Annotated in this window: 15 protein-coding genes; 4 read left to right on the top strand and 11 right to left on the bottom strand. The window is 71.0% G+C overall.

The annotated features are described in order from the left end of the window. Positions 1-85 precede the first annotated feature (85 nt). On the top strand, positions 86-433 hold the full coding sequence (locus tag ACQP2Y_RS04055) for an integrase (protein ID WP_433724717.1): 348 nt from the start codon (positions 86-88) through the stop codon (positions 431-433). Between the two features lie 46 nt (positions 434-479). Next, positions 480-881, top strand: coding sequence for a hypothetical protein (locus ACQP2Y_RS04050; RefSeq protein ID WP_433724715.1), 402 nt, complete (start codon positions 480-482; stop codon positions 879-881). 66 nt (positions 882-947) lie between these two features. Here the strand turns inward: ACQP2Y_RS04050 and ACQP2Y_RS04045 are convergent, their stop codons facing one another. Further along, the gene (locus tag ACQP2Y_RS04045; RefSeq protein ID WP_433724713.1) at positions 948-1,673 is read right to left on the bottom strand and encodes an SDR family NAD(P)-dependent oxidoreductase; all 726 of its coding nucleotides are present in this window, start codon (positions 1,671-1,673) and stop codon (positions 948-950) included. A 164-nt stretch (positions 1,674-1,837) separates the two neighbouring features. Beyond that, on the bottom strand, positions 1,838-3,067 hold the full coding sequence (locus ACQP2Y_RS04040; RefSeq protein WP_433724711.1) for an MFS transporter: 1,230 nt from the start codon (positions 3,065-3,067) through the stop codon (positions 1,838-1,840). Positions 3,068-3,329: 262 nt separating this feature from the next. Here ACQP2Y_RS04040 and ACQP2Y_RS04035 point away from each other — a divergent pair, with 262 nt between their 5' ends. Next, a complete protein-coding gene (locus ACQP2Y_RS04035; protein ID WP_433731733.1) occupies positions 3,330-4,586 on the top strand; it encodes a TrkH family potassium uptake protein in 1,257 nt (418 codons plus the stop codon). Continuing rightward, positions 4,579-5,253, top strand: coding sequence for a potassium channel family protein (locus ACQP2Y_RS04030; RefSeq protein WP_433724709.1), 675 nt, complete (start codon positions 4,579-4,581; stop codon positions 5,251-5,253). The genes ACQP2Y_RS04035 and ACQP2Y_RS04030 overlap by 8 nt, the downstream gene beginning before the upstream one ends. Positions 5,254-5,345: 92 nt before the next feature. Here ACQP2Y_RS04030 and ACQP2Y_RS04025 read toward each other — a convergent pair whose 3' ends face one another. The 9 genes from ACQP2Y_RS04025 to ACQP2Y_RS03985 all read right to left on the bottom strand — a co-directional run bounded on the left by ACQP2Y_RS04025 (position 5,346) and on the right by ACQP2Y_RS03985 (position 15,287). Beyond that, a complete protein-coding gene (locus ACQP2Y_RS04025; protein WP_433724707.1) occupies positions 5,346-7,082 on the bottom strand; it encodes a serine/threonine-protein kinase in 1,737 nt (578 codons plus the stop codon). A gap of 237 nt (positions 7,083-7,319) precedes the next feature. Beyond that, on the bottom strand, positions 7,320-8,828 hold the full coding sequence (locus ACQP2Y_RS04020; RefSeq protein WP_433724705.1) for a fused MFS/spermidine synthase: 1,509 nt from the start codon (positions 8,826-8,828) through the stop codon (positions 7,320-7,322). 27 nt (positions 8,829-8,855) lie between these two features. Continuing rightward, a complete protein-coding gene (locus tag ACQP2Y_RS04015) occupies positions 8,856-9,872 on the bottom strand; it encodes a coiled-coil domain-containing protein (RefSeq protein ID WP_433724703.1) in 1,017 nt (338 codons plus the stop codon). 64 nt (positions 9,873-9,936) lie between these two features. After that, positions 9,937-10,710, bottom strand: coding sequence for an SDR family NAD(P)-dependent oxidoreductase (locus tag ACQP2Y_RS04010; RefSeq protein WP_433724701.1), 774 nt, complete (start codon positions 10,708-10,710; stop codon positions 9,937-9,939). Positions 10,711-10,719: 9 nt separating this feature from the next. Next, positions 10,720-11,526 carry an inositol monophosphatase family protein gene (locus tag ACQP2Y_RS04005; RefSeq protein WP_433724699.1) on the bottom strand — a complete coding sequence of 269 codons (807 nt, stop codon included), beginning with the start codon at positions 11,524-11,526 and terminating at the stop codon, positions 10,720-10,722. Then, a complete protein-coding gene (locus ACQP2Y_RS04000) occupies positions 11,519-11,974 on the bottom strand; it encodes a response regulator (RefSeq protein WP_360551624.1) in 456 nt (151 codons plus the stop codon). The genes ACQP2Y_RS04005 and ACQP2Y_RS04000 overlap by 8 nt, the downstream gene beginning before the upstream one ends. A gap of 28 nt (positions 11,975-12,002) precedes the next feature. Beyond that, complete coding sequence (locus tag ACQP2Y_RS03995; RefSeq protein ID WP_433724697.1) at positions 12,003-13,598, bottom strand: sensor histidine kinase; 1,596 nt, start codon at positions 13,596-13,598, stop codon at positions 12,003-12,005. Continuing rightward, positions 13,595-14,791 (bottom strand): PP2C family protein-serine/threonine phosphatase, encoded by a 1,197-nt coding sequence (locus tag ACQP2Y_RS03990; protein WP_433724695.1) that lies wholly within the window; start codon positions 14,789-14,791, stop codon positions 13,595-13,597. Before ACQP2Y_RS03990 ends, ACQP2Y_RS03995 begins: the two co-directional genes overlap by 4 nt. A 148-nt stretch (positions 14,792-14,939) precedes the next feature. Beyond that, complete coding sequence (locus ACQP2Y_RS03985) at positions 14,940-15,287, bottom strand: hypothetical protein (RefSeq protein WP_433724693.1); 348 nt, start codon at positions 15,285-15,287, stop codon at positions 14,940-14,942. Positions 15,288-15,300: the final 13 nt, after the last annotated feature.

Raw genomic sequence — 15,300 nt, 5'->3', positions numbered from 1 at the left:
CACAGGCCCGATCCGTCGGGCTCGTTGTCCACAGGCCGGCGATTGCCCGCGCGGCCGGGCGTCGTGCGCTGCCACCATTGGCGGCATGCGAGAGAGGCTCCGAAAGCTGCACCTCGACGGCCGGGAGTTCGCCTGGAAGGCGGAGATCCGGGCCGCGCCGGGCGCCGACGGCAGACGACACCGATACATCCGGGTTCGTGTGTGGGGCGCAGGTAAGAACAGCTGCGTGCTGCAGGCCGACATGACCGAGCTGCCCGTTCCGGCCCCGTCGGAGGAGACGACGTATGCCTACCCGAGCGCGGCCATCGTGCGCCGGCTCGTCTCGTGGGGGCTGGAGGCGGGCTGGACGCCGGAGAAGATTGGCGGAGTCTTTCGGGTGAGCTCGGCCGTTGGGCCGACCCTGCCTGGGCTGGGCCTGGTCGACCTCCCGTGACACTGGTTCCTTGACAACTAAATTTGTCGGTGGCAGCGTGGGCGGCATGACGAAGACGATCGCCGAAAAGCTGCAGATCAAGCCGCACACCACGGTGTGGCTTTCGCACGCTGCGCACCTGCCCTTGCTGACACCGATGCCGGAGGGCGTACGGGAGAGCGACGGGCTCGCGTCGGCGAGCACGGCAGTGCTGTTCGCGGACGATGCCGCGAGTGCTCGCAAGCTCCTCGAGGAGCACGCCGACGATCTGGCCAAGCCCGCGGTGCTCTGGATCGCCTATCCGAAGGGCAACAAGGCGGACATCAACCGCGACACGCTCTGGCCGATCGTGGCGGATTTCGACATGCGTCCGAACGGCCAGGTGGCGATCGACGAGCGCTGGTCGGCGCTGCGGTTCCGCCCCAACAAGCCGGGTGAGGGCCGCTTCACCGGTGGTGCCGCGAAGTAGCACCAAGGAATTGACGGGCGGTACGTTGATCGTCGCCCAGGACGTGCTCAGCAAGATCGCCTGAGGTCAGCGGCCCAGCACCGTGCCGCCGTTGACGTTGATGATCTGGCCGGTCACGAAGCTGCCGCCGGGGCCGACCAGCCAGCGCACCGCCTCCGCGATGTCGTCCGGCACGCCCGCCCGCTTGACCAGCGTCGCGGCCACTCGCTGGGCGTGGCCTTCCTCGGTCATCCGGCCGGCGAAGAACTCGCTGTCGGTCACGTAGCCGGGGGCGATCACGTTCGCGGTGATGCCCTCGGGGCCGAGCTGGGTGGCCAGGTCCAGCGCATAGCCGTGCAGGGCCGCCTTGGCCGCCGAGTAGGGGCCGCCGCCACCCCGCTGGGCGGCGATCGAGCTGGTCAGGATGATGCGTCCACCCGGCCGGCGGAGCAACGGCAACAGGGCGTCGGTGAGGAGCACCGCGGTCAGGACGTTGGAGTCGAGGTTCGCCCGCCAGCGCGCCGCCAGGCCCTCGGGGGTGGAGTCGTCGCCTGACACGTACGCGCCGGCGTTGTTGACGACCACGTCGACCGGGCGGCCGCCGACGGCCTCGACCACCGCGGTGGTCTGGCCGGGAACTGACAGGTCGGCGGTGACCGCCGTCGCTTGCGGGCCGATCCACTTCACCGCGTCGGCCAGCACGTCGGGGCGCCGCCCGACGATGATGACGTCGTAGCCCTCCCCCGCCAGCATTCCCGCTGTCGCCCGGCCGATTCCCGTGCCGCCACCGCTGACCACCGCAAGCCTCGCCATGCCCCGACTCTAGAGGAGGGGCCTGCGCCGGCCGGACGGGCCGGACAAGAGACCTGATCCACGCTGCGCCGGGTACGCGGTGGTCGTAAACGCCGCGGGGGTGGTGTGGTGAGGGCGGTGATGGAGCGGCGGCGCCGGGGTGCTGGGCCGGCGCCGCCGTTCAGTCAGGCGTTCTCCGGGACAGCGGTACGTAGCGTGGAAGTTGCCGGCCCCAACGCTCGCCAGGCCAGCAGCATGATCACTGCCATCGCCGCGGCTGCCGTCCAGAACGTCGCGGTGATCCCGTAGGCCTGCGCCACCGCTCCACCCAGCAGGGAGCCCAGCGCCGCCCCACCCAAGTCAAGCAGGGAGTACACACCGGCCACCCGCCCGTAGAGCCCTCCGGGGATCGAGCGCTGCCGCAGTGTCGTCGCCACGTTGCCCCAGACCGCGGCATGGACGCTGAACACCACGATCATCGCCGCCGCGATCCACGGCGTCCGGGTCAGCGCCAGCGTCGCGTGCAGCGCCACTTCCACGAGCAGGCCAGCTCGCAGCAGTGCCGTCGCGCTGACAGTGCGGAGCAGGGCCGGAGCCGTCACCGTTCCGGCCAGGCCGCCCACCGCGAACGCCGTCAGCAGTACGCCGTAGCCCAGCCGGCTCAGGCTGAGCCTCTCGAAGGCGTACAGCACGAAGATGGCGAAGGCGGCGCAGAAGACCACGTTGCCGAAGGCCATCGTCATCGCGAGCGTGCGCAGCAGGCGGTGCCGCCACAGCCATCGGATCCCCTCCGCGATGTCTGTCCGGAGCGGCCTGCGGGGCCGGGGCTCCGGGACCGGGATGCCACCGATGCCGGCGACCAGCGCAGCCGATGCGGCGAACGACAACGCGTTCACTCCGAACGGCACCGCCGCGGCCACCACGAACAGCCAGGCACCCAGCGGTTTCGCCGCGAACTGGTTGAGCATCGTGAACGTCCCGCCGAGCCAGGCGTTCGCCGTCGGCAGCCTCTCGGCCGGCACCAGCGCCGGGACGAACGCCGACGCCGCCGTGTCCGCCAGCGTCTCCCCCGTGCCGAGCACGAAGAAGACCGCATAGATCAGCGGTACGGTCACCACGTCGCCGGCCACCGCCGCCACCAGCATGACCATCGCAGCCGCGCGGATCAGGTTGACCGTCACCACCAGGCGGCGGCGGTCGAGTCTGTCCGCCCACGCTCCGCTGATCAGGGCGAACAGCAGCCACGGCAGTTGCTGGGCGAAGACGGCGCCGGCCACTGCCGCCGGTTCGGTGGTGATCGAGGCGACCAGCAGCGGGCCTGCCGCCATCGTGACGCCGTCGCCGAGGTTGGAGACCGCGCTCGCGGTCCAGAGTTTGCTGAAGTCCGCGCCGAGGCGCGGGAAAAGGGCACGCAACATTGCTCCTCAAGACAGGGGTGACGGTCGATGACCGCCCCGTGCGAGGAGCTACGGGCCGCGGGAAACTAAGCGGCGCGTCCTCGCGTCGGGGCGAAGACCGTTGCCATGTCGAGTTGCATCACGCACCCTTTCTGTCGGCTGGTAAGGCACTCTAGATCGAAACGGGGAGGTACGGGTGCGGGGTCGTTCGCCGTGGCAGTACCCGGCCCGGATCGTGCCGATCGCGTTCCTCGGCGCCATCGCCGTGGGCACCGCACTGATGATGCTGCCGGCCGCGCGGGCCGAGCCCGGGCATGCGCCGTTCGTGACTGCGCTGTTCACCGCGACCTCCGCCGTCTGTGTCACCGGGCTGGCCGTGGTGGACACGCCGAGCTACTGGTCCGGCTTCGGCGAGGTGCTGCTCACCGTGCTGTCGCAGATCGGCGGCTTCGGGATCATGACCCTCGCCACGCTGCTCAGCCTGCTGGTGTCGCGGCGGCTCGGGTTGCGCAGCCGGCTCATGGCGCAGGCCGAGAGCGCCGGCCTGTTCAGCGGCAACGTCGGCGGCGTGCTGATCCGCGTCGCAATCGTCATGTTCGCCTCCGAGGCCGCCATCAGCGTCGTGCTCACGTTGCGGTTCTGGCTGGCGTACGACTATCCGTTCGGCCGGGCCGTGTGGGAGGCCGTCTTCCACGCCGTGCAGGCCTTCAACAACGCCGGCTTCGCGCTCTACCCGGACAGCCTGACGCGGTTCGTCGGCGACTGGTGGATCTGCGTCCCCGTGACGCTCGGCGTGCTGGCCGGCTCGATCGGCTTTCCTGTCCTGTTCGAGCTGGCCCGGGAATGGCGTACCCCCGGCTTCTGGTCCACCCACACACGGCTGACGGTGTGGGGCACTGTGTTGCTAAGCGGGATCGGTTTCCTGGTTTTCTTGACCTTCGAATGGGCCAATCCGCAGACCCTCGGCCCGCTCAGCACGCCCACCAAGATCCTGGCCGCGTTCACCCAGGACGTGATGACGCGTTCGGGCGGCTTCAACAGCATCGACCTGGGCAAGATGAACACCGAGACCATCGCCGTCACCAACGGCATGATGTTCATCGGCGGCGGCAGCGCCAGCACCGCCGGCGGCATCAGGGTCACCACTTTCCTGCTGCTGGCGTTCGTGATCTGGGCGGAGATCCGGGGTGAGCCCGACGTGGTCATCCGCAAGCGACGGATCGCCGAGGAGACGCAGCGGCAGGCCATCACCGTCGCGCTGCTCGGCGTCGCCCTGGTCGCCGGCGGCACACTGGCGCTGATCGGGCTGACCGACCACGTGCCGTTCGACCGGGCGCTGTTCGAAGTCACCTCAGCGTTCGCTACGGTCGGCCTCAGCACGGGCATCACGCCCACACTGCCGCCGTCCGCGCAGGTCCTGCTCACCATCCTGATGTATGTCGGCCGCGTCGGCACGATCGCCGTGGGAACGGCGATCGCCCTGAACACCCGCCGCCGGCTCTACCGCTACCCGGAGGAGCGACCCCTCGTTGGCTGACAGAAGACTCACCGCGAACCCGGACAACGTCGTTGTCGTCGGGCTGGGCCGCTTCGGCGGGCAGGTCGCCGCGTCGCTGGTCAACCTCGGCCACGAGGTGCTCGGCATCGACGCCGACCCGCACATCGTGCAGGACTGGTCCGACCGGCTCACCCAGGTCGTGGAAGCCGACTCCACCGACACCGAGGCGCTGCGCCAGCTCGGCGTGCAGGAGTTCGCCCGGGCCGTGGTCGGCATCGGTACGAACCTCGAGGCCAGCGTGCTGACCGTGCTGACGCTGGCGGAGATCGGCGTGCCGGAGATCTGGGCCAAGGCGATCAGCACCAAACACGGCAAGATCCTGTCCTCGGTCGGCGCCCGGCACGTCATCTACCCCGAGGCGGAGATGGGTGAACGGGTCGCGCACCTGATCACCGGCCAGATGCTCGACTACATCGAGTTCGACGACGGCTTCGCCATCGCGAAGGTGCGGGCGCCGAAGGAAGCGATCGGCCGCACGCTGGCCGACATCGGCCTGCGCAGCAAGTGGGGCGTGACGGTGGTCGGCACCAAACTGCCGGGCGAGGACTTCACGTACGCGCGACCCGAAACGGTCGTGCCGCCGGGCTGCATCCTGATCGTCGCCGGCGACACGACCAAGGTCGAGCAGTTCGCCGCAGTGACCTGAGCCGAACCGCGACAGAGCAGGCCGGGCCGGAGGCCGGGCGGAGCCGAAGCGCGGCAGGGGGCCGGGCCGGCCACGCCGAGCCGACACGACCATCACACCGTGACTGAGAAGCCTGACTTCTTCTCCGGCGCCTTGGCCGGCGGCTTACTGCTCTTCGCCGGCGCTGGAGCCGTCGCCTTGTCCTTCTTCCGCGGAGACGGCTTCTTCCGCACATCGTCCGACGCCGGCATCCCCCCGGAGATCTCCGCCGAAGGAGCCGCCGCCCCCACCGCCCCGAGCACCTCAGCCTGGCAAGCCTTACCGTTCAGCACGAACGCCACCGGCAGCGGATTACTGATCCGATAACTCCCGCTCAACGTCACACTCGCCGACCGCCCAGGCCGCAGCTTCGTCCCGTTCTTGGCCCGCAGCAACAGTTTCCGCCCCCGCTGGGTGAGCCGTTTCGGTGCGTCGGTGAGCCGCTGACCACCCGCAAAACTGAACTCCAGCGACCACTCCGACAGCACGTGCTCCCCCGTGTTGACCACGGTCACCTGGGCGCCGAAGTCCGACCCGGAGTCGCGTTGCACGCGGTAGCGGACCTTGCACCCCGTACCGTGCGGGACCACCGCCCCCGGCCCGGCGCCGGCCGCCGCCGCTTGAGCTGTGCCGACGTCGACCGGCTCGCGGGTCGACGACCAGATCAAGCCCACCGCCGCCGCCAGGATGATCGTCGCGACGCCTGCCTGGATCCGGTGCCGCCCGGCCAGCACCGCATCCGTGAGCCGAGCGCCCTTAATCGGATCGGGTAGCAATCCGACAGAGCGCAGCAGCCCACCGGCGCGGAACAGCCCACCGCCCAGCGGCTGCGGACCGCCGAGCCGCAACGCCCGGGCCACCCGCAAACCGGCGCGGACCCGCAGCCCCGGCGCCCGGGCCGGCCGTGGCATCGGATGCGGTGACGGGCGCAGCCCGGACGCGGGCGCGCCGACCGCAATGATCGGCTGAAGTCCGACCAGCGCGGCCAGCTCCGCGGCGACCACGGCTGCGCCGGGCCGGTCCTCGGGCTGCTTGGCCAGGCAGCGCAGGCAGAGGTCGGCGACCTGCGCCGGCATCCCGGGCAGCGACGGTACGGGCTCCGGATCAGCGAACAGGTGCGCCCGCAATGCCTGCGTGGTGTTCCCCGCCGGCCACGGCAGCCGCCCAGTGAGAGTCCGATAGAGCAGCAGCCCCAAGGCGTATACGTCGGCGGCAGGCGAGACGTGGCCGCCGCCGAGCCGTTCCGGGGCCAGGTACGCCGGGGTGCCCAGCAGGCTGCCGTCCGGCGCGGCGTCCCGTTGCCCGATCAGCGCCGAGATGCCGAAGTCGACGACCTTCGCTCCCGCGCCGGTGAGCATCACGTTCGCCGGAGTCACGTCGCGGTGCACCACACCTCGGACGTGGGCCGTGGCCAGGGCCGATGCCACCTCGGCCGCGATCACCACCGCGTCGCGCCAGGGCAGCGGGCCCTGGCGGCTCAGCCGGGCGGCGACCGACTCGCCCTCGTTGAGTTCCATCACCACGTACGGGACCGAGCGGTGCTCGTCCAGCGGAGATTCCCCGAAGTCGAACACGCCGGTGATGTGCGGGTGGCACAGCCGGGCCGCGGCCAGCGCCTCCAGCCGCAGCCGGTCGCGGAACGTCGAGTCGCCGGCGAGTTGCGGCGACAGCACCTTGACGGCGACGGCCCGGCCCAGCACCTGGTCGTGGCCCCGCCACACGACGGACATGCCGCCGGTGCCGAGCCGTTCGATCAGGCGGTACCGGTCGCCGACGAGGCTGCCCTGTCCCCCGGTCGCCAGCCAACCCATGTGCCGATTGTGGCCCGAGGGACGCCCCGCTCACCGGGGGTCGGCGGAATCCAGAGAGCCGCCGGGCGTGCTCTGACCAGCACATCGCTCTTTGTCCGGAATAACGCCGGCGCCACCCCGCCAGGACCCGATCCACCGGCGCAAAACCGCCGGCCACCACCCGACCGGCGCCACCTGCCCAGAAGCCGATCCACCCGACCGGCGCCACCGGCCAGAAGCCGATCCACCCAACCGGCGTCACCCGGCCAGGAGCTGATCCACCGGCGCGAAGTCGTCGGTCAGCACCCGGGCGTCGTCGATGAAGTCGGTGAGTGGCTGACCCGACAACAGCTGCACCGGCTCGTCCACCAGGTCGAGATGGTTGCGCAGTTCGTCCAGGGCCAGCGGCGACTTCGACGCGACGATCACGAAGTTCGAGCCGGTCTCACCGTCGAGGGCGGCCTGCGGCGCCACCAGAGCCACGTGCGGGAAGACGTCGGCCACCGTGGCCAGCTCGGCCCGGATGAAACGGTTCGGCGGGTAGTCGATGACGTTCTGCGCGTACACGCCGTCCGTGCGCAGGACGCGGGCAATGTCAGCGGCCATCTCCCGGGTGGCGAGGTGCCACGGGACCACCAGGTGGCCGAACGCGTCGCCGACCACCACGTCGTACCCCTGGCTCCGCTGCTCGGCCAGGCCGACCCGCGCGTCGCCGACGCGGACCCGCAGGTTCGGCCCGGTGCGCAGGCCCAGCTCGCGTTTGTCCAGGTCGACCAGGCCGCCGTCGAGCTCCAGGACGAGCTGGTCGCTGCCGGGCCGGGTCCGCGACACGTACGCCGGAACGGTGAACCCGCCACCACCCAGGTGCAGCGCACTGATCGGAGCACCACCGGCCCGCACGACATCCACCACGGCACCGATCCACTGCACGTACGCGAACTCGAGGTGAGTCGGGTCGTTCAGGTCGACGTACGAGTGCCGCGCCGAGTTCAGGATCAGCGTCCGCCCACCGGCCACGCTGGGATCGGCGTCCACCCGCGCGCAGTGATAAGCGGTCTCGATGTCGCACGGTGTCGGCGCGGTGGCCCCCAGCCCGGCCCCGAACAGCCCGATGGTGACCACGACGGCCCGGGTCCGCGGCTTGCCGGGCAGCTTCAGTTCCGGGTTGCGGTGCAGCCACCAGCCCAGCCCGAAACCGGCCACGGCCAGCACGGCGGCCAGGGTCAGCACGATCCAACTACTGGGCATCGCGGCGACGAAGACAAAGCCCGTGCCCAGCGTCGCGGTGATCGCGCCGAGCGTGCCGAAGCTGGACAGCCGGCCCACCACCTCGCCGGTCCGGCGCAGGTCGCCGAGCTGGAGCTTCACGGTCAGCGGGGTGATCGCGGCGAGCAGGAACGCGGGCAGGAAGACGGCCAGCACCGCCAGCAGCAGCACGGCCGGCGCCGACCCGCCGCGCAGCAGCTCACCGCCCCAGCGGACCAGCGGCAGGGTGATCGCCGTGCCGATCGCCGCCAGCAACAGCGCGGGGGCGAGCAGCAGCCGGGGGTCGAACTTGTCGGCCAGCCGGCCGCCGAGCCAGGTGCCGTACGCGATGGCGGCCAGCGAGATCCCGATCACCGAGCTGCTGACCTGCAGGGTCACCCCGACGTAGGGGCCGACGAGCCGCAGCGCCACGATCTCCAGGACCAGCACGGCACCGCTGGCGAAGAACACCAGGGCGGTGGCCAGTCCGGAAGGCAGGGCGCGCGGGGCGGAGGTCTCCATCGCGCGGATGCTACCGGCGTGCGCCTGTCAGATGACTGATAGGTGCACGTGGTTGGTGTGGGTCGCGGCCGGTCCGCCCGAGCCGCTGTACGAGCGCCAGCCGGTGCCCGGATGCCAGATCTGCCGGTACCAGATCACGTACAGCACGCCGAGACGTGCGGCGTTCTTCACGAAGTACGCCGCCAGGTTGTCGCCGTACGTACGGTCGCCGCCGGACGCGTTGACGTTCTCGAAGCCGCCGGAGGCCGCGGAGAAGTCACAGGCTCGCCCCTTGGGGTGCTCACCGGAGGAACGCTGACTGAAGCAACCTGTGTACCGCTTGAAACCCGCCGCCCGAGCCTGCTGGTACGCGTTCAGCGTCCGCGGCGTGATGCACCCGCTGCCGCCCGGGGAGGGGTCGCTGACCGAGCAGGACTCCTTGGGCCAGGAGCCGTCGGAGTTGCGCGGGGCCGGCTTGGCCAGCGGCGAGTTGGCGTTGATGAAGCCGCTGCGCGCCGCGCCGCCGCCGGCGATGGCCAGCGCCTGCTCGGCCTGCTGCTTCTTCTTGGCCATGATCTTGACCTGGTTCTGCTGCTCCTTGACCTCCAGGTCGATGGCCTGCTTGGCCTTCGCGGTGGTGGTCAGCGCCTCGCGGTACCCGGTCAGGGCCTTGCCGTCGATCTGGGCCATCTGGTCCAGGCGCAGCGCCCGCTCCATGAACGTCTCCGGCGAGGAGGCGTTGAGCAGCAGGGTCATCGTGTTGAAACGGCCCTGCCGATATGCGCGGTTGGCGATCTCCCGGACCCGGACCTGCAGCTCGGTCGTCTTCTGCTTGGCCTGGGCCAGCGTGACAGTGAGCTGCTTCTGCCGCTTCTGGGAATTGTCGAGCTTGTTCTTGGCTTCGATGTGTCCCTTGGCCGCGGACTCGAGCGCCGACCGCAGCGTCTTGGTGCCGCCCTCGTCGTCCGGATCCGCGTGCGCGGCCGGGGCGGCGACGAGCAGCACCGCGAGGGCAGCGAGAATGGCCAGGACAGGCTGGAGCCGGCGCAGGAGAGTCGCCGCCACGGTCTACCTCCCAAGTCGTGAGCGCGGTGACTCTACCGCGCCGCACGTCGAAACGGCAGCGCGCTCACGTCGATGAATATCCACCGTCGACGAAGAGTGTCTGGCCGGTCACCGCAGCGCTAGCGGCACTCGCCAGATACACCGCGCATCCGGCGAAATCGTTCGGCAGCCCGTTCCGGCCGATCATCGTGCGCCGGGCGTGCGCGGCGACCTTCTCCGGATCGGCGAAGACCGGCTCGGTCAGCGGCGTGTGCACCACGCCGGGGGCGACCGCGTTGCAGCAGACGCCCCGGGCCGACCACGCCTCGGCCTGCGAGCGGGTCAGGGCGACCAGACCGGCCTTCGAGACGCCGTAGGCGCCGCTGTTGCCGTACGCGCGGAAGGCCTGCTGGGAGACCACGTTGATGATCCGGCCCCAGCCGCGCTCGGCCATCGCGGGCCCGAAGCGCTGCCCGAGCAGGAAGGGCGCGGTCAGGTTGGCGGCCATGGTGACGTCCCAGTCGTCGTCGGTCAGCTCGTCCATCGGCGGGCGCCGGTTCACCGCCGCCGCGTTGACGAGGATGTCCGGTTCCCCGTACCGGGTGATGATCGTGTCGATCGCGGCCGGGAGCGCCGCCCGGTCGGCGAGATCCGCCGGGACCGCGGCGGCCTCGACCCCGTCGGCGGCCAGCTCGCGGATGGTCTCGGCCAGCGGCTCCGGGCGCCGGGCGACCAGCACGACGCGGGCGCCGGCGCCGCCCAGCGCGCCGGCCATGGCCCGGCCGATCCCGGAACTGCCGCCGGTCACGACCGCGGTCCGGCCGGTCAGACCGAAAAGCTCAGAGAGGTACGCAGACATGTCGGAGCTCTACACGAACAGGGCCGCGTGCGCGGTCCGCCAGATGTCCTCGTTGGCCGCCACCAGCAGGCCGCGCTCCGAGTCGGTCGGCCGGTACGCCGAGCCGTCGAGGTGCAGCACCGTGCCACCGGCCTCGCGCACGATCAGCGAGCCCGGCACGTGGTCCCAGGGCAGGATCCGCCAGAAGGTGGCGAACTGCTGCTCGTCGGAGACGACGGCCGGATACTCGTAGCCGGCGCAGTGGTGGCCGCCGGTCACCGTGCCCAGCGTGGCGATCCGCCGCTCGATCCGCTCGCGCAGGTCGTCGGGGAAATAGTTGCGCGACAACGAACCGGTCAGCCCGGCCGCACCCGGATCGTCGGTGCGGGTCTTGACCCGCAGCCCGTCGATGAACGTGCCGCTGCCCGCCTCCGCGACCGTCATCCGGTCGGCGACCACGTCGAGGATCCAGGACGCGGCCGGCTCCCCGTCGCGCAGCAACGCGACCATCACGGCGAACGGCGTCTTGCCGGCCGCGAAGTTGTTGGTGCCGTCGACCGGGTCCACGATCCAGACCGCGCCCGAGTCACCGACGCGGCCCAGCACGCCCGGGTCGGCCGCCACCGCTTCCTCGCCGACGACCTGCGAGCCGGGCAGCAGCGCGGTGAGGCCGGCGGTCAGCGCCCGTTCCGACTCCTGGTCGGCGACGGTGACCAGGTCGCCGGGCGACTTCTGCTGGATCTCGGAGTCGCTCAGATGCCGCCACCGGGGCAGCACGATGGTCTGCGCCACCTCCCGGACCAGGGTGGTGACCTCGTCGATCAGGTCGTCACGCACGCGGCGGCAACTTCACGACGCTGACGAAGAACTCGTCGATCTGCCGGATCACCGAGATGAACCGGTCGAAGTCGACCGGCTTGGTGACGTAGGCGTTGGCGTGCAACTGGTAGCTGCGCAGGATGTCCTCGTCGGCGGCCGAGGTGGTGAGCACCACCACCGGGATGCGGCAGAGGTCGTCGTCCTTCTTGATCTCCTCGAGCACCTCCCGGCCGTCGCGGCGGGGCAGGTTCAGATCGAGCAGGATCAGGTCGGGCCGCAGCGCACCCTCGTACGCGCCCTCGCGGCGCAGGTAGGCCAGCGCCTCGGCGCCGTCGGACACCACGGTCAGCCGGTTGCGGACCTTGTGCTCCTCGAACGCCTCCTGCGTCATGAGCACGTCGCCCGGGTCGTCCTCGACGAGCAGCACCTCGATGGGTGTGCCGTCCTGCCGCACCGCACCCGTCATGCCGAGCCTCCTTCAGCACGTTCCGGCGTCATGCCGCGACCTCATCCTGTTTCCGGGGTTCCGCCACCGGCACCCCGGCGAGCAGCGGCAACGTGAAGTAGATCGACGTGCCCTCGGTCACCTCGAGGTCGAGCCAGATCCGTCCGCCATGGTATTCGACGATCTTCTTGACGATGGCCAGCCCGATGCCGGTGCCCTCGTACGCGTCCCGCGCGTGCAGCCGCTGGAAGATGACGAAGACCTTGTCGGCGAACTCGGGCTCGATGCCGATCCCGTTGTCCCGGACGTTGATCTGCCACTCCTCCTCCAGCCGCTCGGCCGTGACCCGGATCACCGGGGCGACGTCCGGGCGGCGGAACTTCAGCGAGTTGCCGATCAGGTTGACGAAGAGCGTGGTGAGCAGCGGCTCCTCGCCCTCCACGGTGGGCAGGTCGGCCCAGGTGATCTCAGCGTCGTCCCCGGCCCGGGCCTCCAGCTGCGACTTCACCTCGGTCAGCACCCGGTCCAGGTCCACGTCGGTGAAGCCCGCGGTGAGCCGGCCGATCCGGGAGAACGCCAGCAGGTCGTTGATCAGGCGCTGCATCCGCTGCGCGCCGTCGACCGCGAAGGCGATGTACTGGTCCGCGCGCTCGTCCATCTGGCCCGCGTAGCGGCGCTGGAGCAGCTGGCAGAAGCTGGCCACCTTGCGCAGCGGCTCCTGCAGGTCGTGCGAGGCCACGTAGGCGAACTGCTCGAGGTCACGGTTGGACCGGGTCAGCTCCTCCGCCTGCTGCTTGAGCTGGTCGTTGACCCACTCGATCTGCTCGCGGGCCTCGCGCACCTCGGTCAGCTCGCTGGCGATCTGCCGGCGCATCCCGTCCACGTCGGCGGCCAGGGTGCGCAGCTCGGGAGAACCGCTGCTGGTGATCTGCTTCTCGTAGTCGCCGCGGGCCACCTCGCGGACCTGCTCGGCCAGCTCGGTCACCGGCCGGCTGACCAGGCGGTCCAGCAGCAGGAACAGCACCGCGCCGGCCAGGATGACGACCACCGCCGCAAAGATCTCCAGCGCCACCAGCACCGTGCCGGTGCGCTTGGCCGCGGTGGCCGAATCGTTGCGGACCACCAGAATGTCCTGCTGGAGGCCGGTGATCGCGGCTCGCAGCGCGTCGAACTGCTGGGTGCCCGCCCGGTCGATCAGGACCTGACCGGCCTGCGGGCCCTCGTCGCGAACAGCATTGATCACCGGCTCCGCGACGACCAGTCGCCACTCGTCCGCCCGCTGCTGCACACGTTGCAGGGAGGCGCGCACGGCCGGGTCACCGTCGGCGCCGTTCAGCCGGGTGATCTCGTCCAGCAGCTGACGCTGGGCGGCGAGGCCGTCGTTGTACGGCTTCAGGTTGCTCTGCTCGCCGCTGATCGCGTACCCGCGGATGCCGGTCTCCTGATTGACCACCGCGGTGTTGAGGCTCTCGCCGGAGGCCCGCATCGGGCCGGTCTTGTTCAGGATGTTGTCGATGTGCTCGTTGCTGTCCGCGGCGGTGATCGCGGCGAAGACGCCGAGGATCGTCAGCAGCAGCGCGACGGTCACCGACAGGGCCACCACCCGGCGGCGCAGCGTCCAGGTGCGCAGGTCGAGCAGGCTCATCGGCCGCCGCCCCGGGAGATCAGCAGCATCGCCACGTCGTCGGCGAGCGGGCCGCCGTTGCCCTGCTCGGCCCGGCCGACCAGCCACGCCGGCAGCGCCGCCAGCGGCACTTCCTTGGCGGCCGGCTCGGCGAGCACGCCGCACAGCCCGTCCACGTCGAGACGTTCGTTGCCCACGCCGGTGTGCCCCTCGATCAGTCCGTCGGTGTACATCAGCAGAGACCAGTCGTCGCCGGAGAGCTCCACGTCGGTCGCGGGCGTGGGGGTCGGCTTGACGCCCAGCACGATGCCGCGGCGCGCGGCCACCGGCTCGGCCCGGCCGTCCTTGAGCAGCACCGGCGGCGGATGCCCGGCCAGCCGCACGGTGGCCCGGTTGGCGCTCAGGTCTAGGACCACCGACGCGACCGTGGCGAAGACCTCACGGGCCCGCCGCTCGCTCATCAGCACCTGCTCCAGCGCGCCCAGGATCTGGTCCTCCGGCACCCCGCCGAGCACCAGCGCCCGCCACGCCACCCGGAGCTCGACGCCGAGGGCGGCCTCGTCCACGCTGTGCCCGCAGACGTCACCGACGATGACGTGCAGGCGGTCGGGACCGACCTGCACCACGTCGAAGAAGTCGCCGCCGAGCAGGCCCATCGCCCGCCCGGAACGGTAGAACGTGTGCACCGCGACCTCGGTGGTCTGCATCAGCGGCTGGGGCAGCAGGCCACGTTCGAGCCGGGCCGACTCGGCCTGGCGCAGCTCGACCTCGCGCAGCCGCTGGGTGTTCTCGTCGGCCCGCTTGCGCTCGACCGCGTACCGCAGGGCGCGGACCAGCAGGACGCCGTCGACCTGGCCCTTGACCAGGTAGTCCTGGGCGCCCTCGGCGACCGCCGCGACCCCGAGGTGCTCGTCGGAGCGCCCGGTCAGCACACAGACCGCGGCGCTGCCGGCCACGGCGAGCAGCTTGCGCAGGCCGTCGATGCCCTCGGCGTCGGGCAGTCCCAGGTCCAGCAGGACGCACTGCACGCCGCGCATCATCGGCCGGGCCTCGCGCAGGCTGGTCGCCACCCGCAGGTCGAACAGCGCACCGGCCTCGGCGAGCAGCTCCTTGACGAGGAAGGCGTCGCCCTCGTCGTCCTCGACCAGCAGGATGCGCAGCCGTTCGGGGGCTTTCAACGCCGCCGGCGGCACTGTGAGAGCGCGTTCGCTCACCACGCCACCCCGCACGACGGGGTGCGCGCAACGGCGGCTCCGGCGCGGTGGGAACGCTTGATGGCTCGACTCCTTCGGGCGTGACCCGCTGATAGTCCACCACCGGCTGCGGACGCACAACACCGGACACCCACGGCAGCGGCGCGGCTCACGCCGGCGGCCCGTACGACGGGTCCTCGGCCACCCGGCGGGCGTGCTCGGCGATCACCTGGCCCAGGATCCCGTGCAGCCGGCCGCAGTCGCCGCAATGCAGGTTCTCGTCGAGGCGGCGGCTGCCGCAGCCGGTGCAGGTGCCCCGGTCGGCGGGATCCCGGTACGCCTCCAGGGCCCGGCACATCGCCCGCACGACATGGTCGCTGATCTGGAACGTCGCCTCCCCGAGCGCGGTGCGCAGGCCGAGCACGGCGGCGGGACCGGCCTCGGGCGCCGGGTCGTAGCAGGCGACCCGGTCGATGAACTCGGCGAACACGGCAGGGGGGTCGAGCGGGGCGGTCACCGCACAAAGTTAT

Source organism: Actinoplanes sp. CA-051413, assembly GCF_050955795.1.
Lineage (GTDB): Bacteria > Actinomycetota > Actinomycetes > Mycobacteriales > Micromonosporaceae > Actinoplanes.
This window is presented reverse-complemented; position numbering and strand designations above follow the sequence as displayed.